This window comes from Stenotrophomonas sp. YJH_SMC_122, from assembly GCF_059369535.1.
The window spans coordinates 154,227-176,314 of record NZ_JCAFST010000011.1; the positions used below are offsets into that span (position 1 = coordinate 154,227).

General features: G+C 63.6%; 20 protein-coding genes and 2 pseudogenes. 15 read left to right on the forward strand and 7 right to left on the reverse strand.

Features of this window, described 5'->3' with window-relative positions; translation table 11 throughout:
- The first annotated feature begins 27 nt into the window (after positions 1–27).
- The 10 genes and pseudogenes from AC5P66_RS15425 (at position 28) to AC5P66_RS15470 (ending at position 9,918) form a co-directional block, all read left to right on the forward strand.
- Entirely contained in the window at positions 28–2,469 is a 2,442-nt protein-coding gene (locus tag AC5P66_RS15425; protein WP_099495539.1) for a VirB4 family type IV secretion/conjugal transfer ATPase, read from the forward strand.
- Positions 2,466–3,293 (forward strand): hypothetical protein, encoded by an 828-nt coding sequence (locus tag AC5P66_RS15430; protein WP_236636397.1) that lies wholly within the window; start codon positions 2,466–2,468, stop codon positions 3,291–3,293. Before AC5P66_RS15425 ends, AC5P66_RS15430 begins: the two co-directional genes overlap by 4 nt.
- A gap of 76 nt (positions 3,294–3,369) precedes the next feature.
- Entirely contained in the window at positions 3,370–4,500 is a 1,131-nt protein-coding gene (locus tag AC5P66_RS15435; protein WP_241884533.1) for a TrbL/VirB6 family protein, read from the forward strand.
- A 68-nt stretch (positions 4,501–4,568) separates the two neighbouring features.
- The gene (locus AC5P66_RS15440; RefSeq protein ID WP_080281910.1) at positions 4,569–5,072 is read left to right on the forward strand and encodes a DUF4189 domain-containing protein; all 504 of its coding nucleotides are present in this window, start codon (positions 4,569–4,571) and stop codon (positions 5,070–5,072) included.
- A gap of 209 nt (positions 5,073–5,281) precedes the next feature.
- A pseudogene (locus tag AC5P66_RS15445) lies at positions 5,282–5,514 on the forward strand (type IV secretion system protein); the annotation flags it as partial.
- Between the two features lie 42 nt (positions 5,515–5,556).
- Positions 5,557–5,793 (forward strand): annotated as a pseudogene (locus AC5P66_RS15450) (DUF4189 domain-containing protein); the annotation flags it as partial.
- 101 nt (positions 5,794–5,894) lie between these two features.
- A complete protein-coding gene (locus tag AC5P66_RS15455) occupies positions 5,895–6,434 on the forward strand; it encodes a DUF4189 domain-containing protein (protein ID WP_099495537.1) in 540 nt (179 codons plus the stop codon).
- A gap of 516 nt (positions 6,435–6,950) precedes the next feature.
- Positions 6,951–7,487 carry a hypothetical protein gene (locus AC5P66_RS15460; RefSeq protein WP_032954278.1) on the forward strand — a complete coding sequence of 179 codons (537 nt, stop codon included), beginning with the start codon at positions 6,951–6,953 and terminating at the stop codon, positions 7,485–7,487.
- Positions 7,488–7,544: 57 nt separating this feature from the next.
- Positions 7,545–8,552: an XVIPCD domain-containing protein gene (locus tag AC5P66_RS15465; RefSeq protein WP_049438157.1), complete on the forward strand. Its 1,008-nt coding sequence runs from the start codon at positions 7,545–7,547 to the stop codon at positions 8,550–8,552.
- Between the two features lie 97 nt (positions 8,553–8,649).
- A complete protein-coding gene (locus AC5P66_RS15470) occupies positions 8,650–9,918 on the forward strand; it encodes a hypothetical protein (RefSeq protein ID WP_428993121.1) in 1,269 nt (422 codons plus the stop codon).
- A gap of 52 nt (positions 9,919–9,970) precedes the next feature.
- Here AC5P66_RS15470 and AC5P66_RS15475 read toward each other — a convergent pair whose 3' ends face one another.
- Genes AC5P66_RS15475 through AC5P66_RS15485 form a run of 3 tightly spaced genes read right to left on the reverse strand, consistent with a single transcriptional unit; the run spans position 9,971 to position 12,664 of the window.
- The gene (locus tag AC5P66_RS15475) at positions 9,971–11,299 is read right to left on the reverse strand and encodes an XVIPCD domain-containing protein (protein ID WP_099495535.1); all 1,329 of its coding nucleotides are present in this window, start codon (positions 11,297–11,299) and stop codon (positions 9,971–9,973) included.
- Positions 11,296–11,949 (reverse strand): hypothetical protein, encoded by a 654-nt coding sequence (locus AC5P66_RS15480; protein WP_099495534.1) that lies wholly within the window; start codon positions 11,947–11,949, stop codon positions 11,296–11,298. The genes AC5P66_RS15475 and AC5P66_RS15480 overlap by 4 nt, the downstream gene beginning before the upstream one ends.
- Positions 11,950–11,992: 43 nt before the next feature.
- The gene (locus AC5P66_RS15485; RefSeq protein ID WP_099495533.1) at positions 11,993–12,664 is read right to left on the reverse strand and encodes a hypothetical protein; all 672 of its coding nucleotides are present in this window, start codon (positions 12,662–12,664) and stop codon (positions 11,993–11,995) included.
- A gap of 246 nt (positions 12,665–12,910) precedes the next feature.
- On the opposite strand from AC5P66_RS15485, the gene AC5P66_RS15490 reads away from it, so the two are divergent.
- Positions 12,911–13,417 (forward strand): GNAT family N-acetyltransferase, encoded by a 507-nt coding sequence (locus AC5P66_RS15490; protein WP_049415092.1) that lies wholly within the window; start codon positions 12,911–12,913, stop codon positions 13,415–13,417.
- Between the two features lie 33 nt (positions 13,418–13,450).
- On the opposite strand, the gene AC5P66_RS15495 is transcribed toward AC5P66_RS15490, so the two are convergent.
- On the reverse strand, positions 13,451–13,888 hold the full coding sequence (locus AC5P66_RS15495; RefSeq protein WP_099486509.1) for an acetyltransferase: 438 nt from the start codon (positions 13,886–13,888) through the stop codon (positions 13,451–13,453).
- Positions 13,889–14,072: 184 nt separating this feature from the next.
- Between AC5P66_RS15495 and tadA the strand changes: the two genes are divergently transcribed.
- The 4 genes from tadA to AC5P66_RS15515 all read left to right on the forward strand — a co-directional run bounded on the left by tadA (position 14,073) and on the right by AC5P66_RS15515 (position 17,475).
- Entirely contained in the window at positions 14,073–14,597 is a 525-nt protein-coding gene (tadA, locus tag AC5P66_RS15500; protein WP_099495532.1) for a tRNA adenosine(34) deaminase TadA, read from the forward strand.
- A gap of 74 nt (positions 14,598–14,671) precedes the next feature.
- Positions 14,672–15,244: an oligoribonuclease gene (gene orn / locus AC5P66_RS15505; RefSeq protein WP_049415100.1), complete on the forward strand. Its 573-nt coding sequence runs from the start codon at positions 14,672–14,674 to the stop codon at positions 15,242–15,244.
- Between the two features lie 100 nt (positions 15,245–15,344).
- A complete protein-coding gene (locus AC5P66_RS15510) occupies positions 15,345–16,220 on the forward strand; it encodes an EcsC family protein (protein ID WP_099495531.1) in 876 nt (291 codons plus the stop codon).
- A 139-nt stretch (positions 16,221–16,359) separates the two neighbouring features.
- Positions 16,360–17,475, forward strand: a complete 1,116-nt coding sequence (locus tag AC5P66_RS15515; protein WP_099486505.1) for an alkene reductase — start codon at positions 16,360–16,362, stop codon at positions 17,473–17,475.
- A 172-nt stretch (positions 17,476–17,647) separates the two neighbouring features.
- Here the strand turns inward: AC5P66_RS15515 and AC5P66_RS15520 are convergent, their stop codons facing one another.
- From AC5P66_RS15520 to ppsA, 3 genes are all read right to left on the reverse strand, one after another.
- Complete coding sequence (locus AC5P66_RS15520; RefSeq protein WP_049438143.1) at positions 17,648–18,541, reverse strand: mechanosensitive ion channel family protein; 894 nt, start codon at positions 18,539–18,541, stop codon at positions 17,648–17,650.
- Positions 18,542–18,652: 111 nt separating this feature from the next.
- Complete coding sequence (locus AC5P66_RS15525) at positions 18,653–19,426, reverse strand: hypothetical protein (RefSeq protein WP_049438140.1); 774 nt, start codon at positions 19,424–19,426, stop codon at positions 18,653–18,655.
- 160 nt (positions 19,427–19,586) lie between these two features.
- Positions 19,587–21,965, reverse strand: coding sequence for a phosphoenolpyruvate synthase (ppsA, locus tag AC5P66_RS15530; RefSeq protein WP_099495529.1), 2,379 nt, complete (start codon positions 21,963–21,965; stop codon positions 19,587–19,589).
- Positions 21,966–22,088 lie beyond the last annotated feature (123 nt).

Here is a 22,088-nt window from a genome sequence, read left to right on the forward strand (position 1 = left end):
TGGCAGTACCTCTTTGGAAGCAGTCGTATGTTCAGCCCTGACACCTCCATCAGTGAGTTCATTCCCCTGTCGACGCATGTCGCCCCGAACGTGGTAAAGACCACGGGTGGCGACTACCTGTTGACCTGGTACCTGGAAGGGCTGCCGTTCGTTGGTCGCGAGGAATGGGAGCTGGAGCACCGGCACAATACGTTCAACCGCCTGCTGCAGACGCTGAGGGCGCCGGATTTCGTCAATGTCGCCTTCTGGGTGCACGACATTCGCCGTCGCCGTACGTTGAAAGGCAAGAGCCACTACAAGCAGCGCTTCAACCAGGACGTGTCCGACCAGTACATGGGCATGCTGTCCTCGCAGCGCATCATGCAGAACGAGCTGTACCTCACCATGATCTACCGCCCGGTCGTAGCCGGGAAGCGCTTCGTGGAAAAGTCGGCGAATGTCGAGCGCCTGCAGGCCGAGCAGGAGCAGGCCATCGAGAAGCTGATGGAACTGGCCGGCAACGTCGAGGCCGTGATCCGCGACTATGCGCCGTACCGCCTGGGCATGTACGAGGCCAAGAACGGCGTGGTGTTCTCGGAAACGCTGGAGCTGTTCGGTTACCTGATCAATCGCATCGACGAACCGGTGCCGGTGCTGTCGGCGCCAATCAAAGATTACCTGCCGGTCAGCCGGCATATGTTCTCGGCCAAGACCGGTGACTTCGTCATCAATACCCCCAACGGTGCCAACCACTTCGGCGCCATTCTGAACATCAAGGAGTATGCCGAGGGGACTTACCCGGGCATTCTCAACGGCCTGAAGTACCTGGACTACGAGTACGTCATCACCCATTCGTTCAGCCCGATGGGGCGTCAGGATGCGCTCAAGGTGCTCGACCGCACAAAGGGCATGATGATCTCCTCAGGCGACAAGGCAGTCAGCCAGATCGTCGAGCTGGACCAGGCGATGGACCAGCTGTCGTCGGGAAATTTCGTACTGGGCGAGTACCACTTCATCATGGCGGTCTACGGCGACAGCCAGGCCAAGCTGTCGCAGAACGTGGCCACGACGCGCGCCGAGTTGTCCAATGCGGGTTTCGTGTCGACCAAGGAAGACCTGGCGGTCACCTCGTCCTTCTATTCGCAGCTACCGGCCAACTGGCGCTATCGCACCCGCCTGGCCAATGTCAGCTCGCTGAACTTCCTGGGCCTGTCGCCGCTGCACAACTTCGCGACCGGTAAGCAGCACAACAACCCGTGGGGCGACTGCGTCACCACGCTGCAAACCACCAACGGCCAGCCGTACTACTTCAATTTCCATGCGACCCATCCGTCGGAGAATTCGCTAGGCGAGAAGGCGATTGCCAACACCATGGTGATTGGTAAGTCGGGTACCGGTAAGACCGCGCTGATCAACTTCCTGCTCAGCCAGGTGCAGAAGTACGAGCCGTCGCCGACCATCTTCTTCTTCGACAAGGATCGTGGTGCGGAGATCTTCGTCCGTGCCTGCGGTGGCAACTATCTGGCCCTGGAGAACGGCGCGCCGACCGGGTTCAACCCGTTCCAGTGCGACAACAACGAAGCGAACGTGCAGTTCCTGGCCGACCTGATCAAGGTGCTGGCCGGCAAGCGTGAGTACAGCGCCCGCGAGGAAGAGGATATCTATCGCGCTGTAGAGAGCATGCTCGATACGCCGATGCACCTGCGCAGCATGACCAACTTCCAGAAGAGCCTGCCCAACATGGGCGACGATGGGCTCTACGCGCGCATGCGCCGCTGGACCTCGGGCAATTCGCTGGGCTGGGTCTTCGACAATCCCGTCGACACTGTTGACCTGAGCAGGGCCAACATCATCGGCTTCGATTACACCGACATCATCGACAATCCCGAAGTGCGCGTGCCGGTCATCAATTACCTGCTGCACCGCCTGGAGTCGCTGATCGATGGCCGTCCGCTGATCTACGTGATGGATGAGTTCTGGAAGATCCTGGACGGCGAGGGTGGCCTGAAGGAATTCGCGAAGAACAAGCAGAAGACCATCCGTAAGCAGAACGGTCTGGGCATCTTCGCGACGCAGAGCCCGGAGGACGCGCTGAAGAGCGATATCTCCGCCGCGCTGATCGAACAGACCGCCACCCTGATCCTGCTGCCGAACCCGAATGCCAGCAAGAGCGATTACATGGATGGCCTGAAGCTGACCGAGGCCGAGTTCAAGGTGGTTACCGCGCTCGACGAGCGCTCGCGCTGCTTCCTGGTCAAGCAGGGCCATGCGTCCAGCGTCTGCCAGCTCAACCTGCGTGGCATGGACGACATCCTGTCGGTGATCTCGGCCTCGACCGACAACATCGACATCATGCATCGCGTGTTGCAGACCGCTGCAGTCCGCAACCGGATCACCGTGGACGAGCTCACGCCGGAGCAGTGGTTGGAAGACTTCTACAAACATCGAAAAGGGTCCGGGAAGCGGGCCGAGCAGGAGGAGACGGCATGAAGACGCTCGCTCAGACGAACAAGGAAACCCCCATGACAACTGAACTCCGCCGCACTCCGGTGCGACGCAGGCGCTTCGCGCCGATGATGGCCGCAGTGTTGACCCTGGGCATGACCATCAGTACAGGCACCAGTCCCGCGCAGGCGATGACGGTCTATGACCCGTTCAACTGGATCATGAATTTCATGCAGGAAATGAAGGCCGGTCAGGAATATCTTCAGACTGCGCAGCGTTGGAGTGAAACGGCTCAGCAGTACTCCAAGACCATCGACAACTGGATGTCCAAGCTCCAGAACTGGACCCAGATCATTGCTTCCCCCCTGATGCCGCCGACTCCCGCGCTGACGAAGATTCCCGAGAACTGGAACGTGGCCGAGAAGTGCGGCGGCGATTCCATGATCAGCATGAATGGTCTGATGGCAGTGCTGAACATGAGCCCGGGCGGAGACATCGGCGCGCAGCAGCGTGCGATCTGCTCTTACATCCAGGTGCTTGAGAACAAGAAGTACAACGAGACTGTCGAGGTCGTGCAGATGTCCATGCCGGCGATGGAGCAGATGCTTCAGCAGCTGCGCCGGATCCGCAACGCGTTCAAGAATGAAGGCGCACTGCAGGAGGATATCTCCAACAATACGGCAACCTCGGTCGAGCTTGAGAAGGCCTTCAAGAAGTGGGAGACCACCATCAAGGTCTACGACCAGCAGATCGCTGCCTTGCAGGGACGGCAGAAGAATCTGGCCGAGCGTGCGTTGCGTGGCGAGCGCAACCCGATTGGAAGTGTCATCAAGGCCGGCGCGCTGAAGGCCGCGCTCTCCACCAAGTGAATCACGTGCGCAACGCACTCCAGCAGGGCCCCGACGCGGGGCGGGTGATGTGATGAGTCAGGGAATGATGCACGGTATGGTGTTCAATGATCTGTTGCACGGCACGTTGTTCGCCTCGGTGGGCGACTTCGTCTTCTTTCGGCTGATCCTGGAATATCTGCGCGAAGAGATCACCAATTTCGGCAACGGTATCCTGAGCCGGATGATGACCTGGGTCGGCACGATGGCGCTGGTGCTGATGACGTTATGGGTGCTCATCCAGGGCTTCCGCATCGTGACTGGGCGAAGCCGTGACTCGATGGCTGCGTTGATGACGAACATGGCACGGGCGGCACTGATCGTTACGGTCGCTACGTCGATGGCCATGTTTGGGACCAAGCTGCAGAACTTCCTGACTGGCGATGTGCAGGACCAGATCACCTATATCGTGACCGGAAAGAAGTCGACCGCCGAGGAATTGATTGATAAGAACCTGGGTTATATGCAGTTGGCGCTCACGTCGGTGAGTGTGCTGGATGTTGCCGGCGACGTAACGCTGGATAGCGCAAAGACCCGTGCGATGTGGTTCATTGGGCTGGGCACCGGCGGACCGGCCGTTACGGCGGGCGCCATGCTATTGCTGTACCAGATCGCAATGTCATTGTTCATTGGTTTTGGTCCGCTGTTCATCCTCTGCCTGCTGTTTGAGCAGACAAAGTCCCTGTTCCAACGATGGTTGTTCTATGGCATCGGCACCATGTTCTCGATGGCGGTATTGGCTGCGATGACCGGCATTGCCATGGAAATGGTGGCGCGCGTGGCGGCTTCGTTCTGGGGCGCGTCTGCGCTGGGTGCACTGCTGGGGTCGAACCTGACCGAGGGCATGAGCAGCATGGCGCTGCAGCAGGGCGGCATGGGACTGATCCTGACGACGCTGATCCTGACTGCGCCCCCAATGGCTGCGATGTTCTTCCAGGGCACCCTGGGTACCTTCATGGCATATTCGCAGATAGGTGGTAGCGCCGTGCCGACCTCGCCGGGTCCGAATGGGCAGCCGCCGGGTTCTAGTGGGTCGGGTGGTATGTTTACGCCTCCGGCGCCAGCTTCGAACTCAAGTACCGGTGTGTTAGCCAACCAGAGTGCGACACCTAGGCTCCAAGGTCAGGGCGAAGTGCAATCTACTTCAGGCCCAGGTTTGCGGGGCAATGCTCCCTCCGGCAACACTTGATTGATCAAAATTGTCGTCAATGGAATCCCGTCCTCATGAAATCCGTGTTGCCTGCATTGATGGTCCTGATGGTTGGAACTGCTTGGAGCATTGATTCCGCCTTGGCGGAGGGGAATTGTCCGCCTGGCTTCTATCCTATAGGTGGCCAAGGGGTGCAGGGTTGTGCGCCGATTCCCGGGGCAAGTGGCGGTGGTACAACCGCCCCTGTTTCACCGCCTCAACCTTCCGGTGAGTGGATCACCACTTGGGGAGCGATTGCCACCTCCAAGCGCACTTCCGATGCTGGTGTATCCACTGGTCAGCGAAAGAAAAGTGGCGCGGAAAAAGAGGCGCTTGGCAAATGTTCCTCGGCGGGTGCAAAGGATTGTCAAGTGGTGCTTGCCTACTTCAATCAATGTGCCGCGTGGGTGGTGCCAAGTGGACAGACGGGGCGGGGAGGTTCTGGCATAGGAAGAGGGCCAACACTTGAGCTGGCGGAGCAGGAGGCGCAGAAGGGCTGCACAAATGACGAAGCTGGGGCCTGCAAGGTCTTTTACACTGACTGCACAAAGCCCATATTCAGGACTTACTGAAACAGTAGAATTGAATCTGTTCTGAGGACCTCGGGACTCTACATATGAAGCGTCAGATCTCGCGCTTCGGGGAGGAGACAGGTTTGTGTGCGGATGATTTGATGGCTGAGCCTCTACTATGTTGAGTTCGCAATCACTTCGGTGAGCCAGCGGAAGTTATTGTAGATGTACTCAGACCAGGTCAGCGCGTGTCGCGGACAGATCATCGGCTTGGTAACGGTGGACCGGCCGATACAGCAGGCGCATGCTGTTGCTGTACCAGATCGCAATGTCATTGCTCGTTGGTTTAGGTCCGCTGTTCATCCTCTGCCTGCTGTTTGAGCAGACAACGTCTATCTTCCAGCGCTGGTTGTTCTATGGCATCGGCACCGTGCTCTCAATGGCGGTGTTGGCTGCGATGACCGGCATTGACACGGAAATGGTGGCGCGCGTGACGGTTTCTACGGGGCACCGGTCAAAGAAGGAGGCGGAACGCAAAGCCGTCTCAGAATGTGCTGCCAGCGGATCAAGCGATTGCAGGGTCAGCATGACCTGTTTCAATCAGTGCGTTTCCTGGGTCATCCCGAGCGGAAGGACCGGAAATGGCCTGTCAGGAATTGGCACCGGTCCGACTCCGGGTGATGCCGAGCGGGCTGCTCAGGGAGTCTGCAAGAATGACCAGCCGGGAGCCTGTGCTCCCGTGTATGCAAATTGTACCGAGCCCTTGTTCAGGAAGTACTGAAATGGCCGTGCTCGGGATGATTGCATTGACGCGGATACGGGAACGCGCCTTCGAAATGATTCCGATGAGGCTAGGCACACTTGTTTATTTTGAGGCTCTGCATGCGTAATTGGACACTCCTTCTGGGGCTAATTGTCTTCCCCGCAGCAGCATTCGCTGAGGGGAACTGCCCGCCTGGCTTCTACCCAATTGGAGGACAGGGTGTTCAAGGTTGTGCACCGATTCCCGGGACTGCGGCGTCAGTCCCTCCCTCACAAGCCCCAAGGCAGGCGCCTAAAGGTGAGTGGGAGAAGCGGTGGGGAGCTATAGCCGAGGGCGCGGTTTCCTCACAGGGAGGGAGCAAGCCAACGGGCACAGCGGTTTCCCAGAGAACCGAGAGTCTGGCTCAGTCTGTCGCGTTGGACGCGTGCAGGAAAGCTGGAGGTGGCAGTTGTCGAATTACTATCTCGTACTACAACCAATGCGTCGCGATGGCTGATCCGGTCGGGGCGCTGAATCCTGGAGCGATCACTGTTTCGTGGCGTGCAGAAACAGTAGATTTGGCCGAACGTAATGCGCTGCGTGAATGTCGCGGGGATCGCAATCAAGCTTGCGAAGTTGTGTACTCAGCCTGCAGCTTGCCGGAATTTCGTGCCTATTGATGCTACGTAGCAGTCAGAGGTCATTTCGTCTTGTCTAGCAGGGCGCGCTTGAGTCCGATGTTCCTTTATCGCTAGAGACCGCAGGACATATCTCGCGGCAGCCGAATTTCAGAGCATACTTCTGCTATACGGCACGAGAGCATTCTCCGATCTGCAATCTCTGCAGGACACCTACGTTGACCCATTTTGCTGAGTGGGCATTCATTCACGTTAGCCGCGCCTTTTCTGTGATCAAGTGCGCTTTTCATCCCAAGCCCCCTTCGACGAGCGCTGCCTCCTCGAAGTAAGCTGCGTGCGCGTCAAAATCCCGACGCGCCGGTGCCATCGAACGCAGGAGCTTTTCCGTCCATGAGGACTGTGTCCCCCCGCGGTGCGGGTGACGCTTGCCACCATCGCGGTTGCCGTGGGCTCGGGGCTATCATCCGCCATGGCGGCCGCCGGGCACGTGCGGGGCACCGCCCCGTTTCCGGCCTCCGCTCGGGAACTGGCAAGACGGGATTGAAGGAGTTGCAGGGGATGGAGAAGGGGAGTGGCGTACATATGGACAATGCCTTGGCGTTCGTTCCGTCCGGCGCGAACCTGCTGGAAGCCGTGCGCGGTGATCTGACTGGCAATGGTTTCCAGGACCAGCTCCTGGTGATCGACCAACCTCCTCCGGAGGGCTTGCTGCCCGGCGAGCACGGGCCCAACCGGGTGCTGTTGTTGCTGCTGGGCGACGCCACGGGCCGATGGCAGTTGGCGGCGCGCAACGACAAGCTGGTGCCGTGTTCCACCCGGGGAGGCATTGCCGGCGATCCCTTCGCCTACGTGACCATCGAGGATGGTGCGTTCAGTGTGATCACCAACGGCGGCAGTCGCGAACGCTGGAGCAGCGTCTACACGTTCCGGTATGCACCTGCCGAGCAGGCGTGCTGGGTGCATGGCGTGCAGCGCAGGGTGGTCGACACCGAGACCGAAGCCACCCATACGCGTGACTTCTCGGCCGCCGAACTTGGCCGGGTGCGGTTCGAGGATTTCGATCCGTCCGTCGTCGCCGACGTCAGCTTGCCCTGAGTGCCATGCCGGTGAGGAGGCGGGAGTACCCAACGATGATCGAGCAGGAGTTTCACCGTGTCGCAGGATAGGGAGTCGCAGCTGTTGCGGCAGGCCACGGAGGCCGGCATGACCTCGTCCCGGGAACTGGCCAACTTCATGGCGCAGGCTGGGCACGAGTCCCGTGGCCTGAGCCGGCTCAATGAGAGTTTCAACTTCACCCGGGGTATCTCGCAGATCCCGGTGGAAGCGGCGTGGCGCAATGGCAATGGTGCGCTTGAGAGCGCGCGCCAGGAGGCGCTGCGTGGGCGGCCGGAGAACCTGGCCGAACTGATGTATGGCGGGCGCATGGGCAATGACGCGCCTGGCGATGCGCTGAAGTATCACGGCCGTGGCTATCTGCCTCTGGTCGGCAAGGAAAATTACGAGCGCGCCGGCAAGGCGCTGGATCTGGACCTGGTAAATCACCCGGAACTGGCGGCGCAGCCCGAGCACGCAGGCCGCATTGCCGTGTGGCAGTGGCAGACGCGGGTGCCGGAAGCGGCGCGCGAGGACGTGCGCGAAGCGACGCGCGCGATCAATGGTGGCCTGAACGGCATCGAGGCCCGCCAGCAGCGATTCGAGGCGTGGCAGCAGAAGCTGACGCCTGATGTGATGGCACGGCTGGAGCGGGGCGAAGTCGGGGCGCCGGCCCAGCAGGCCACCGTGCGCGACATGTCGCAGCCTGGCGCGCCGGGGCATGCCCTGTTCCAGGGCGCCCGCCACCATCTGCAGCAGATGGGACCGCAAAGCGGTCTGCGCAGCGTGCAGGAACTGGACAATGCCGCCGGCGCACTGGCGCTGAGCGCGCAGAGGGCGGGGATGTCGCGCATCGATCATCTCCTGGCTGGCAACGACGGCCGCACGTTGTTTGCCGTGCAGGGCGCGCTGGGTGACCCGGCCATGCTGCGGGCTTCGGTCGAGCGCGAACAGGCGGCACAGCAGCCGCTGGCACAGAGCAGCCAGCAGTTGGCCGCCAACGTCGCCCAGCAGGACCCCGCGGCCGCGCTCGCCCGTGAGCAGGAGCAGCGCTCTCGATCCCTGTAGCACCTGATGCCGGCGGGCAGGGTGCCCGCGGGCGTTTTACGTACGACGCGTGGCGCCCTGTGGCGCCGACATGGAAACCCACCCGTAAGGACACCACATGCGAATCGTTCCCCCGAATGCCCGGCACGCCGCTGCCCGCTGCAATGCATCCGTGCGCCGCCTGCCGCCGCTCTGGCTGCTGTCACTTGGACTTGCCGCAGCGTTGGCACAGGCTCAGGAGACAGCGGCACCCGCCGTGGAGACGCGCCCCGCTGCGGAGGCAACCGTTGACGCGCCTGCAACGTCTGAGCCCGTTGCAGCACCCATGGCGGCCGAGGCTGTTGTCGCGGCACCGACTCCCGAAGTGCCGGTTGCCGTGACACCCCCTGCGACACCGGTGGTGGACACGCAGCCGGCGCCGGCTGCGGACCCGGCGCCGGCGCCCGTTGCGCCCGCAGCGGCGGCGCCTGTGGCTGCACCGCCTGCCGCCGTCGAGCCAACCGTTCCCGCGGTAGCACCCGCTCCGCCCGCATTGGCCATCGTGTCGTTGCCGCCCGAGCAGGCGACCGAGCGGGCGCTCGGTGCCCGCTGCCCGGTGGATCTGGCCGGGCGTCTGGCGACCCAGGGCGACCTGCTGATTGGCGCCTGCCAGGGCACCATGCCGGCGCATCTGGCCGCGTTGCTGGTCGCGCTGCCCGTGCAGGACATCCACCTGCCGCGCAGCTGGCGCGAGCGTGAGGTGCGGCAGAAGGCCTGGTTCAAGGCGGTGCCGGGCTACGGCCAGCGCCCGGACTTCATCGTGCGGATGGGCGACATCTGGGTGCGCTCGCTGGAAGGGCGCGACGCCGACAGCACGTTCTATCTGGTGTCGGCGCCGTTCACCTGCAGCGACCAGGTCGCCAACCGGGATGAGTACGGCGCGGAGCCGGTCCGCGTGCCAGCGGGTGATTGCCGCGAGGCCTACGTGGGCCAGCGTGTGTACCAGGTCCGCGGGGACGCCGCGCCGAGGGATGTGACCGCCGATGCCATGCCGGCCATGCCCCCGGTGACGGACGCCGACCGTGCGCGCCAGCTGTCGCGTGAGGGACGGATCAGCCTGGACCATAGCAAGTTGCAGTACGGCCCGGCCATGCGCTGGTTCGTGCAGTATCCGGAGTCGGCGCAGAAGGGCGGTCCGCGCGCCTACAGTGACTGGAACCGTGAGCACATCGCGTTCGTGGTCTGGACCGGTGATCGCTTCGAGCTGCGCGAGAAGGTCGCGCGCGCGCAGTGGCCCTGTGACCCGGTGGCACCCGGCGATCGCGCCTGTGGCGGATTCCCGGATTCCGGGCCGGATCTGTTCGTGACGGCCGGAGCATCCGTGCCAATGGCAGCGTCCAGCCCCTGAGCCGGAGTTTCGAAGTGATGCGGGAGCCGGGCTGACCGGCTCCCGCGCTGCATCAGGCCTGCAGGCTGCGGGTCTGGTTCTGTTGCTGCTCCAGCCGCTGGTCGCGCTCCAGCGCAACGCGCTGGCCTGCGGCCTGCTGGTCGATGCGCTGGCTGCTCTGTTCCAGCGGGGTGTTCATCGCCACTGCCGTATCCACCGACACGCGAAGGTGGGCCGGGTCGCCGCCCTGGCCCTGCACGGCGAAGCTGCGCGAGGCATCAGCATTCATGACCACTTCGTCGATGCGCTTGCCGCCTGCTGCGTGCATTTCGGCGGCCAGGCTGCCTGCCAGTTGCGTGCTCATTACGTCCGGTACCCGGCCGACGCGGACATCCTGCGCGTGCACGCCACGGATCGCGTCGTTGAACAGTGGGTTACCCACATGGTTGGCATCGTCCATGCGCAACATGCTGGTGTGATGGCCGTTCTTCTCCGCTTCGCGGCGTGCCGGCTCACCGGGCTGCAGCGGGCCGCGGATGTGGTCGTACAGATCGATGGCGCCGCCCGGGATGCCGCGTGCCGCGCGGGTGACGCCGCGACGCAGTGACTCGACGTCATCGCGGTACTCCTCGATCATCCGGGCGTTGTCTTTTGCCAGCTGCTGCGTTTCCGGGTGCTGCAGCACCGAGCCGTCGCCGAGGAAGTTGCCCAGCTTGTGCGCGCCGAACGAGCTGCCTGCGGCGATGATCGGCCGGTCGGGGATAAGGGCGCGCAACGAGTGATTGCTGAAGCCGTTCGCGGCGAGCGTGCTGATTTCATTCGGCCTGGCGTAGATGCGCACCTGGCCGAAGTGCGGCGACGCCGCGCTGACCGGATCGGAGGCCATGACATGGTTGATCATGGTGTTGCCGCCTTCCGGGATGCGGTAGCTGAGGCTGACCGCGCCATAGGCGTTGAAGGTCTCGCCCTTGACATTGAAATGGTGCGAGGTGATCTGGGCCAGAGCGCCGCCGAGGGAGTGGCCGGTGACGGTGACCTGGGGAGCAGGTACGCCGTTCAAGCGAGACTGAAGCGCGACGCCTTCAAGCGTCCTCTGTGTCAAGGCAATCGCGTCAGGAGCCTGCACGTTCGTGCGTGCAACCACCATGCCGCCGTCGGTCAGAATCGCATCGCGAGCGATCTGCTCGGTGCCGCGATGCGCAATGACGATCTCTTTGGTGTCTACTCGCTGATAGACGGTGCCTTGATAGCCGTTGAGGCGATTATTGACGTGCTCAAGTATCTTGTACTCATGGCCGTTTAACGTGACTTTTTCCTCTTGGCCGGGTTCACGTCGGCCGACGGCCCGATCCTTGTAGGCGTCATCAGATAACGCGGCGTAATCCTGGGAGGTGATGGTCACGGCGCCACCTCGCTTGCGGAGAGGGTGATCGTAAACAGCTTGTCCTGAAGATCAGGGGCGTAATTGCTGCGATTGGGCTCGCCACTGGCGGGAAAATTGGGAACGCGATCTGCCTTCGGATAGACCAGATCCGGATAGTAGAGCGTATGTGCGCCACCTTCGGTCAGCGGCTTGGCGTCGACGAAGGTGAGGAAGCGAGTCTCTTCATCAGCACCCGTTGCCTTCAGCATTGCCCCGGCGCCGGTAAACTCCCACCTGCACACGCCACGACCGTAGTAGTCTTCATCCAGCATGCGGTCCACATACAGCGTGCCCCGGTACTCGCCATCAGCGACCTTGCGCAGTTCCACCGGCTCCTGGCTGGTAATCCGTGCAGCCGTGCCGGTGGCCGGCTCGATATAGCCGCATTGATCTTCGTTGGTGACGTCGTACTGGGCCACGCCCTTGACCAGCGCGAAATCGCCGGGGGCGTCCTTCAGGCGCAGCACCAGTTCATAGGCCTTGCGCGGGCTGGGGTTGAGCTTGGCGAGGCCGCGCCCACCCTGGGCGACATCGGCTTCAGCAGCGGCACGATCCTGGTTCATGGCGGTCTCCGGATGGCAGGCGGTCAACAGAAGCAGAGCAAGGCACGGAATCATCTTGTGGCGCAATGTCGGCCTCCTGGTGTGTAAGGGTGAATGTGGCACTGGCGGCTCATGGCACAAGCTTCTGCACAGTGGTGGTGGATGAGAACAGCGCGTTGCGTAGTTCCTCCTTGTAGGCCGACGGATCTTCTTTACCGCTGGCAGGGAAGTTGGCAGCAAGCTCGGCACGGGGATAGGCAATCTTCGGGTAGTAGAGAGTCAGCGGCGATCCTGCATCCATGCGCTCTTTATTGACGTAGGTCAGGAATCGCGTATCGCCTTCGCCGTTGGTCGCACGCAACATCGCGCCAACACCGGTCAGCGTCCAGTGGCAGGTACCGCGATCGTAATAGTCCTGGTCCTGCATGCGGTCCGGGTAGAACGTACCGCGGTACTCGTTCTCGCTGACCTTGTGCAGGGTGACGGGCTCCTGGCTGGTGATGCGGCCTGCAGTGCCTGTGGCAGGCAGTACCCGTCCGCAGTCTTCGTAGTTGCTGACGTCATACTGGGCCACACCTTCGGCGACCGCGAAAGGCCCAGGCGCGTCCTTCAGTGTCAGCACCAGTTCGTAGGCCTGCTTCGGCGCCGGGTTGAGTTTGGCCAAGCCGCGTCCACCCGCGGCGACGTCACGCTCGGCATCGGCGTAGGGCGAGCATGCCGCCAGCGGGACGAGGGCGAGCAATGCGAGCAGCGGCCGTCCCCTGAGTTCGGGGCGAGCTACACCCATGTCGCGATCCTGCATCGTGCGTCCATGTCCATCTATCCTTCCTGGGTGGCAGGTTTCTCGATTATGGAACGTGCCGGGAGCGCTGTGCCACCCTAGGAGACGGATTTTTGACGCCTCCGGGACGCATTGCCGAGGCGGATCGCTTGCCGCACAGGGCATTCGATCGTCGCGTTGGCTCTGCCGCCGGGCGCTGGTTCGCAGCTGAATCCGTGACCGAAATCAATCATTCACATGTCCATCACTTCATTGAAGGCGCTCTCCTTGAACTGCATGATCCGCCCTGAAAGCCGCGAAGACCGCGCTGTCATCCACGCACTCACCGAGGCAGCCTTCCGCGAAGCCCCGCACAGCAGCCACACCGAGCAGTTCATTGTGGATGCACTGCGTTCGCGTGGAGAGCTGAGTCTTTCGCTGGTCGCCGAGAAGGACGGGCAGGTCGTCGGGCATGTTGCCTTGTCGCCGGTGACGATCAGCGATGGCAGCACCGGCTGGTTTGGCCTGGGGCCAATCTCGGTGCTGCCCGAATGGCAGGGGCAGGGCATCGGCGCGGCACTGATGCACGCGGCGCTTGATGCATTGCGTGAGCAGGGGGCACAGGGCTGCGTATTGCTGGGAGAACCGGCGTATTACGGTCGATTCGGATTCCGCGCCGAGCCGGGCCTGGTGCTGCCGGGGGTTCCACCAGAGTACTTCCAGGCGCTGCACCTGAGGCCGTCGATGGCGCAGGGAGAGGTGCAGTACTCACCGGCATTCGAAGCCACGGCCTGATGATCGGGGCGGGCCTCGAACATCCGTCGAATGTCAGCCGTTGTACCGGAGATGGATCAGGGGATACGGACGGCCTTGCGAATCGAGCGGTGAGCGGCCGGTTTCGACGAAGCCCATGCGCAGGTAGAAGCCAACCGCCTGCGCGTTCTGTTCGTTGACATCGGTACTCAGCTGCGGATGCAGGGCCAACGCGTGTTGTAACAGCTGCCGGCCGATACCGGTGCCGCGCACGTCCGGATCGATGAACAGCGCTTCCATGTGCGTGCCGTCGATCAGCATGAAGCCCACTGGCCGATCCTGTGCATCGACAGCAACGGTCATCGGCGACTGCGGCAGGAAGCTGGCGACTTCGGCATCGATGGCCTGCCGGTCTTCGGCGCTGAGAAAGTCATGGGTGGCGTCGACGGCGCGGCGCCAGACATCGATGAGGGCGGCGCCGTCGTCGGCACGCGAGGGGCGAAGGGTGGTCATGGGTTCACCAAGGTGCTTGCGGAAAGGCCCAGTATGAGGCCTGCAGCCTGGCTTCAGCGCACTCGCTGCTTGAACCGCCGGTCGCGCGCAGTGGCACCGCCGATACCCGCGCCGCCTGTACGGCTGCAGGCGTACAATGCGGCCCCGGCGGCCATCCTGGCCCTGCAGACACGCGAGAACCGCCATGACCCATGCCCTGGGTATCCCGGTGCACGACGCCGATGAACACTGGATGCGCCATGCACTGGCGCTGGCCGAGCGTGCGCAGCGCGAGTTCGACGAGATTCCGGTCGGTGCGGTACTGGTGGGCGCCGATGGCCAGCTGCTGGGTGAGGGTTGGAACCTCAACATCGCCTCGCACGATCCCAGTGCGCATGCCGAGATCGTGGCCATGCGCGCCGGCGGCACGCGGCTGGCCAATCATCGGCTGCTCGGCAGCACCCTGTACGTGACCCTGGAACCGTGCGCGATGTGCGCGATGGCGATTGTGCATGCACGCGTCGCCCGCTTGGTCTACGGCGCCAGCGACCCCAAGACCGGCGCCTGCGGCAGCGTGTTCGATCTGCTCGGCGATGCCCGCCACAACCACCGGGTCGAGATCCACGGTGGGGTGCTGGCCAAGGAGGCCAGCATGCGCCTGACCAATTATTTCCGCGCCAAGCGCGGCAAGCCGCCGTTGCTGCTGGAAGACCACGCCGGCGAGGGCTGAGGGGCGAAAGGGTATGATGGGCGCCCCTTTCCTTCACCGGTGGGCCGCGCGCCTGCCCAGCAACGAGGCGACACATGGCGGACAACGGCGCGGCCAACGAGCGGCTGATCTGGATCGACCTGGAAATGACCGGGTTGGATACCGACAACGATTCGATCATCGAGATCGCCACCGTGGTCACTGATGCCCAGCTCAATGTGCTGGCTGAAGGCCCCGAGTTTGCCATCCACCATCCGCTGCAAACGCTGGAAGCGATGGATGAGTGGAACCGTAACCAGCACCGTCGTTCGGGCCTGTGGCAGCGCGTGGTGGACAGCACCACCACCCTGGGCCAGGCCGAAGCGCAGACGGTGAACTTCCTGGCGCAGTGGATCCCGGCCGGCCTTTCGCCGATGTGCGGCAACTCGATCTGCCAGGATCGCCGCTTCCTGCACCGCCAGATGCCGCGGCTGGAGAAGTACTTCCACTACCGCAACCTGGACGTGTCCACGGTGAAGGAACTGGCCAAGCGCTGGGCGCCGAGCGTGGCCGCCGGCGTCGGCAAGAACAGCAACCACACCGCGCTGAGCGACGTGCACGATTCGATCGCCGAGCTGCGCCACTACCGCCAGTTCATGGGCGCGCTGTCGGGGCTTTCGACGCCTTGATCGGTAGTGCCGGCCGCTGGCCGGCAAGGCGCCGGATTCGCCCTCTCTCTGTCGTGACCCGCGACGAACCGTTCAACTTCCGGGCGCTAAGATCGGCGCCATGAACGAGCCCATCCTGCTCCCCCGCGACATCGCCCATGACGCCCGCGACTGGTCCGACCTGCAGCGCGCGGTGGCCCTGCTGGAAGCGCCGACCCTGACCGCGCGCATGGCCAACCTGGTCGGCACGCCGCTGGAATTCGCGGTGAAGGCGCTGCCCAGCTCGGTCTCCAACCGCATCCACGGTGCGGTGCAGGCGGCACTGTCCAAGTCGGCGCAGGCAGCCCTGTGGAGCATGGACAACTCGCCCGGCAAGGGAGCGTCGACCCGCTGGCACAAACTGGCGGCAGCCACCTCCGGTGCGGTCGGCGGCGCCTTCGGCTTTGCCGCCTTGCTCATCGAGTTGCCGGTGTCGACCACGATCATGATGCGTGCTGTGGCCGACGTCGCCCGCAGCGAGGGGTTTGACCTGTCCGAGTTCAGCACCCGCCAGGCGTGCCTGGAGGTGTTCGCGCTGGGCGGCAACTCGCCGCGTGATGACGCCAGCGAGACGGGCTATTACCTGGCCCGCGGCTTCACCACCGATGTGATGCGCCACCTGTCGGCCGAGCTGGCCGGGCGGGTGGTGACTGGCCGCGACCTGACCCTGGGCGTGGCGCCGAAGGAAGCCGGCAAGCTGCTGGCGAAGATGGTGGAGAAGGTGGCGGCGCGCTTTGGCGTGGTCGTTACCGAGAAGTTTGCCGCGCAGGCGGTGCCGATCGTCGGTGCCGCCGCGGGTGCAACGCTGAACACCATGTTCACCGACTACTACCAGGACATGGCGCGTGGTCACTTCATCGTGCGGCGGCTGGAGTTGAAGTACGGGGAAGATGTGGTGCGCGCCTGCTATGACCACGTGGCACACGGTGCGGTAAAGATCGAGCCAAGGGTGGAGTAGATCCACGCCATGCGTGGATGAGACCTCGTACAGGGTGATCCTTGCCGTGGGGGAACAACTGTTTTGCCAGTGCGTGCCTGTTGCCCGGCGGGCGCCATCCCCATTCTTTGCGGCACTCCTCCCGCAAGAGATCGCTGCCATGTTGTTCACTCCTCATCATCTGGGCGCACTGACGCTGCCCAACCGCATCGTGATGCCGCCGATGACCCGATCGCGCTCGTCGGCCGGCAACGTGCCCACTGCCGAAATGGCCGCCTATTACGCGCAGCGCGCCAGCGCCGGCCTGATCGTCAGCGAAGGCACCCAGATCAGCCCGCAGGGCCAGGGCTATGCCTGGACCCCGGGCATCCATAGCCCGGACCAGGTGAACGGCTGGCGTCGGGTGACCGATGCCGTGCACGCTGCCGGTGGTCGCATCTACGCCCAGCTGTGGCATGTCGGCCGGGTCTCGCACGTGGCGCTGCAGCCGGGTGGCGCCGCGCCGGTGTCGTCGTCGGCGTTGTTGGCGGAAGGCGTGAAGGTGTTCGTCGACCCGACCGGGGCAGGTCCCGAAGCCGGGGTGGGCGAAATGATCCAGCATTCGATGCCGCGCGCGCTGCGCGAAGACGAGATTCCGGGCATCGTCGCCGACTACGCCCAGGCGGCACGCAACGCGCTGGACGCAGGCTTCGATGGCGTGGAGTTGCACGGTGCCAATGGCTACCTGATCAACCAGTTCATCGACTCGCAGGCCAACCAGCGCACCGACGGCTATGGCGGCGCGTTGCAGAACCGCCTGCGGTTCCTGCGCGAGGTGGTGCAGGCGGTGGTTGCGGTGGTCGGTGGTGATCGCGTCGGCGTGCGCCTGGCGCCACTGACCACGTTGCAGGGCGCGGTGGACGATACGCCGCAGGCGACCTATCTGGCGGCAGCCCACCTGTTGGGCGAACTGGAGGTGGGTTACCTGCACATCGCCGAGGCCGACTGGGACGATGCACCGTTGATGCCGGTGGCGTTCAAGCAGGCGCTGCGCATGGTCTACCCGGGTACGCTGATCTATGCCGGCAAGTACACCGCCGAACGTGCCGAGCAGGCACTGGCTGAAGGCTGGGCCGACCTGATCGGCTTCGGTCGCCCGTTCATTGCCAACCCGGATCTGCCTGAGCGCCTGCGCCTGGGTGCGGAACTGAATCCGCCGGATCGTGCGACGTTCTTCGGTGGCGGGGCGATCGGCTTCACCGATTACCCGACGCTGGAAGAGAGCGTCGCGGCCTGATCCTGAAGGCTGCCGGCCAGCGGCCGGCACTACCGGTGTATGGAGATGGGGTGGTGCCGGCCAGCGGCCGGCACTACCGGGATGCGCGGGGCAGGGTAGTGCCGGCCGCTGGCCGGCATTTCAGTCAGGGGCGGGGGTAGTGCCGGCCGCTGGCCGGCATCCCGGGGATGGATCAGGGCTTGTCGCGCACCAGCGCGTCCGCCTCGACCACACCGCCATCCTTTCCATGCAGGTACAGGTGCATGTCCTGCTGCGGGTACGGGATGTTGATGCCGGCCTTGTCAAAGCCCAGCTTGAGCTGCTCCAGCAGCGTGACCTTGGTGCCGAACCAGTCGGCCGACTTCACGTAGCAACGGATGCCGAGGTTGATCGCGTGCGCACCCAACTCGTACACCACCACGTCCGGTGCCGGCGTCTGCAACACGCGCGGGTCGGCCTTCATCAACGCCAGCGCGGTGTCGCGTGCCAGCTGGATGTTGTCTTCGTAACCGATGCCGATCACCAGTTCGACGCGGCGGGTCGGCTCGGCGGTGAGGTTGATGATCGGTGCGGCGGTGATCAGCGTGTTCGGAATGGTGGTGTGCTGGTTGTCGGCACCGGTGATGACGGTCTGGAAAATGCGCACTTCGCGCACCGTGCCAGTCTGTCCGGCAACGGTGACCACATCGCCGACGCGGAACGGCCGCAGCGTCACCAGCATCACGCCCGAGGCGATGTTGGACAGCGAATCCTTCAGGGCAAGGCCAACGGCCAGGCCAGCGGTGCCGAGCACGGCCAGCAGCGGAGTGATCTGCACGCCAAGCGTGCCGATGGCCAGCACCACCACGATCACCAGCGACGCGGCGTACACCACGTTGCGCAGGAAGCTGCCCAGCATCGGGTCCACGCCCATGCGCGCTGTGGCGCGCGGCATCGCATTGGACAGGCGACGCGCCACCCACAGGCCCACCAGCAGCACCACGATGGCGGCCAGTAACGGCACACCGTAGGTTTCCAGCAGGCGCTCCCAGTTGAGCGAGTGGAACCAGGGCGTTGCGGCGGGGGCGGGTGGGGCTGTAGCAATCATGCGGGCTCCTTGTCGAACGGGCGCGGCGCTCAAGAACGCCAAAAACTGAAAACCCCGCAGAGGCGGGGTTGCATGCGGGCAAATTATCGGCACGGCGGGATGAACGTGATGTCAGCCGCCTTCGATCAATGCGCCCGTACCCTTGAGCAGCGAGCGTAGTCCCTGCACCAGATGCGGCTCTACCGTGCTGAGCCAGAGGCGGCCGGGCACCAGCTCGTCCAATGTGCAGCCGGGGGTACCTTGCAGTAGCCCAGCCAATGTCTTGTGGGGCGCGACGGGTGCACCCAGCTGTGCCGGATTGAGCAGACTAAGCGGGAAAATGTTGCGCGCCTTGCGCAGGCGCACCTCCGGCGGGGCGTCATGCCAGATCTGATTGCGGTCTTCTTCGTCCTTGGATTGGGTTCCATCGCAGTAGCCACTGATGTAGGCCTGCGGGCTGCGCTCGAAGGGTGGGTGAGTGACGTAGCCAAAGTCCCAGTCATACAGAGCGATAAGCCCCACTAGGAGCCCCCGGAAGGACTGCGGTTCCAGAGGAAAGCGAGCGTCCTTGGAGAACAGAACGAATTCCGTTCCAAGCTCACGACTGGAGAAGAAATCGACGGATGCCGTCAGATCGTAGGCGGGCGCGTCACTTCCTTTGGGTACAGCGTCAACACCGAGGAGAGTCAGCTCGTTGAAGCCACTGGCCAGAAGTCTTCGATGTGCTGCATTGCGCAGCTTCGCCAACTTGCCGCTCTGGCCCTTTCCGTCAGCCGCAAAGTGGGTGGCCTCTACTCCACGCTTTTCGAGCATGGATATAGCCAACTCGTGAAACTTCTGGAAATCCTGCGCTCCTGCCAGTGGGCCGGAGTAGTTGGACAGTCCAAGTGCGAACGGGATGGTCATGGGGCGAACCTTGCCGGCAGGTGATTCCAGTCCTCCCAGTGTGCGTCGGCCATTTCAGGGCGCCTACTGGAATAGTTGCAAATGACATATCGGCCCAGTTGTTCCCCAAAAGCAGAAACCCCGCCGAGGCGGGGTTTCTTTAATCAGCCTTACAGCCGGATCAGCCGTTGGCCTTCAGCCTGGCCAGGCGCAGCCAGGTATCGACCACGGTGTCCGGGTTCAGCGACACCGACTCGATGCCTTCCTGCATCAGCCATTCGGCCAGATCCGGGTGATCGGACGGGCCCTGGCCGCAGATGCCAACGTACTTGCCCTTGGCGCGTGCGGCCTTGATCGCCATCGACAGCAGCTTCTTCACTGCCGGGTTCCGTTCGTCGAACAGGTGCGCGACGATCGACGAGTCGCGGTCCAGGCCCAGGCTGAGCTGGGTCAGGTCGTTGGAGCCGATCGAGAAGCCGTCGAAGATCTCCAGGAACTCATCGGCGAGCAAAGCGTTGGACGGCACTTCGCACATCATGATGATCTTCAGGCCGTTCTCGCCCTGCTTCAGGCCGTTCTGTTCCAGCACCTCGATGACCTTGCGGCCTTCTTCCAGGGTGCGCACGAACGGAATCATGACCCACAGGTTGTCCAGGCCCATTTCGTTGCGCACGCGCAGCACGGCCTTGCACTCCAGCGCGAAGGCGGCCGAGAAGCTCGGGTCGACGTAACGGCTGGCGCCGCGGAAGCCGATCATCGGATTCTCTTCGTGCGGCTCGTAGTTGCTGCCGCCGATCAGGTTGGCGTACTCGTTGGACTTGAAGTCCGACAGGCGCACGATCACCGGGTTCGGCGCGACCGAGGCGGTGAGGGTGGCGATGCCTTCGGCCAGGCGATCGACGTAGAAGCTGACCGGATCACCATAGCCGGCGATCTTCTCGTCGATCTTCTTCCTGGTCGCGGCGTCCTGGCGGTCGTATTCCAGCAGCGCATTCGGATGGATGCCGATGTGGCTGGCGATGATCATTTCCAGGCGGGCCAGGCCGATGCCGGCGTTCGGCAGCTGGCCGAAGTCGAAGGCACGTTCCGGGTTGGCCACGTTCATCATGATCTTCAGCGGCGCCGGCGGCATGTTGCCAAGATCGGTGGTGGTGCGTTCGAAGCCGAGCTTGCCTTCGTAGATGAAGCCGGTATCGCCTTCGGCGCAGCTGACGGTGACCAGCTGGCCATCTTCGATGACCTGGGTCGCGTTGCCCGAACCGACCACGGCCGGCACGCCCAGCTCGCGCGCGATGATCGCGGCGTGGCAGGTGCGGCCACCGCGGTTGGTGACGATGGCCGAGGCGCGCTTCATCACCGGTTCCCAATCGGGATCGGTCATGTCGGCGATCAGCACGTCGCCCGGCTGCACGCGGTTCATGTCGTCCAGCGTCTTCACCACGCGGGCCACGCCCGAACCGATCTTGGCGCCAACGGCACGACCCTCGGCCAGCACCTTGCCGCCCTTCTCGGTCAGCGCGAAGCGCTCGATCTGGGTGGCATGGCTGCGCGACTTCACCGTTTCCGGGCGCGCCTGCACGATGAACAGCTTGCCGCTGACACCGTCCTTGGCCCACTCGATGTCCATCGGGCGGCCGTAGTGTTTTTCGATGACCAGCGCCTGCTTGGCCAGTTCCTGCACGTCCTCGTCGCTGATCGAGAAGGTGCTGCGCAGTTCGGCCGGGGTGTCTTCGATACGGACGCGCTCACCCGGAACATCCGAGTACACCATGCGGATCGCCTTGCTGCCGAGCGAGCGGCGCAGGATCGCCGGCTTGCCGGCCTGCAGGGTGGGCTTGTAGACGTAGTATTCGTCCGGATTGACCGCGCCCTGCACGACCATTTCGCCCAGGCCGAACGAGGAGGTGACGAACACCACGTCGCGGAAGCCGGACTCGGTGTCCAGGGTGAACAGCACGCCGGAGGAGCCGACGCCCGAACGCACCATCAGCTGCACGCCGGCGGACAGGAACACGTCTTCATGCTTGAAGCCGTGGTGCACGCGGTAGGCGATGGCGCGGTCGTTGTACAGCGAGGCGAACACTTCCTTGACCTTGTGCACGACGTCGTCGGCACCGGTCACGTTGAGGAAGGTTTCCTGCTGGCCCGCGAAGGACGCATCCGGCAGGTCCTCGGCAGTGGCGGACGAACGCACGGCCACGGCCACGTCGCCGCCGCCATTCTCGGCGCTCAGCTTGGCGTAGGCGGTGCGGATGTCCTGGTCCAGCTGCGGCTGCAGCGGGGCATCGATCACCCAGCTGCGGATTTCCTTGCCGGCGGCGGTCAGCGCGTTGACGTCCTCGACGTCCAGCGTGGCCAGCCTGTCGAAGATGCGCTTGGACAGGTCGTTGTGCGCGATGAAGTCCTTGAAGGCTTCAGCGGTGGTGGCATAACCACCCGGCACCGAAACGCCCAGACCGGCCAGGTTGCCGATCATCTCGCCCAGGGACGAATTCTTGCCGCCTACGCGGGCCAGATCGGCCAGACGCAGTTCGTGCAACCACAGGATGTTCTCGTTCAAGCGCGATGCTCCGTTTGGCCATCGCCCGAGGCGGGCTGAGTGGCCGCGTCCGTAGGAAGAAGCCGATATGATGCCGGGCAGAGCACCGTCGGCACAAGCTTGTGCTGGCGGCCTTTTTAAGCT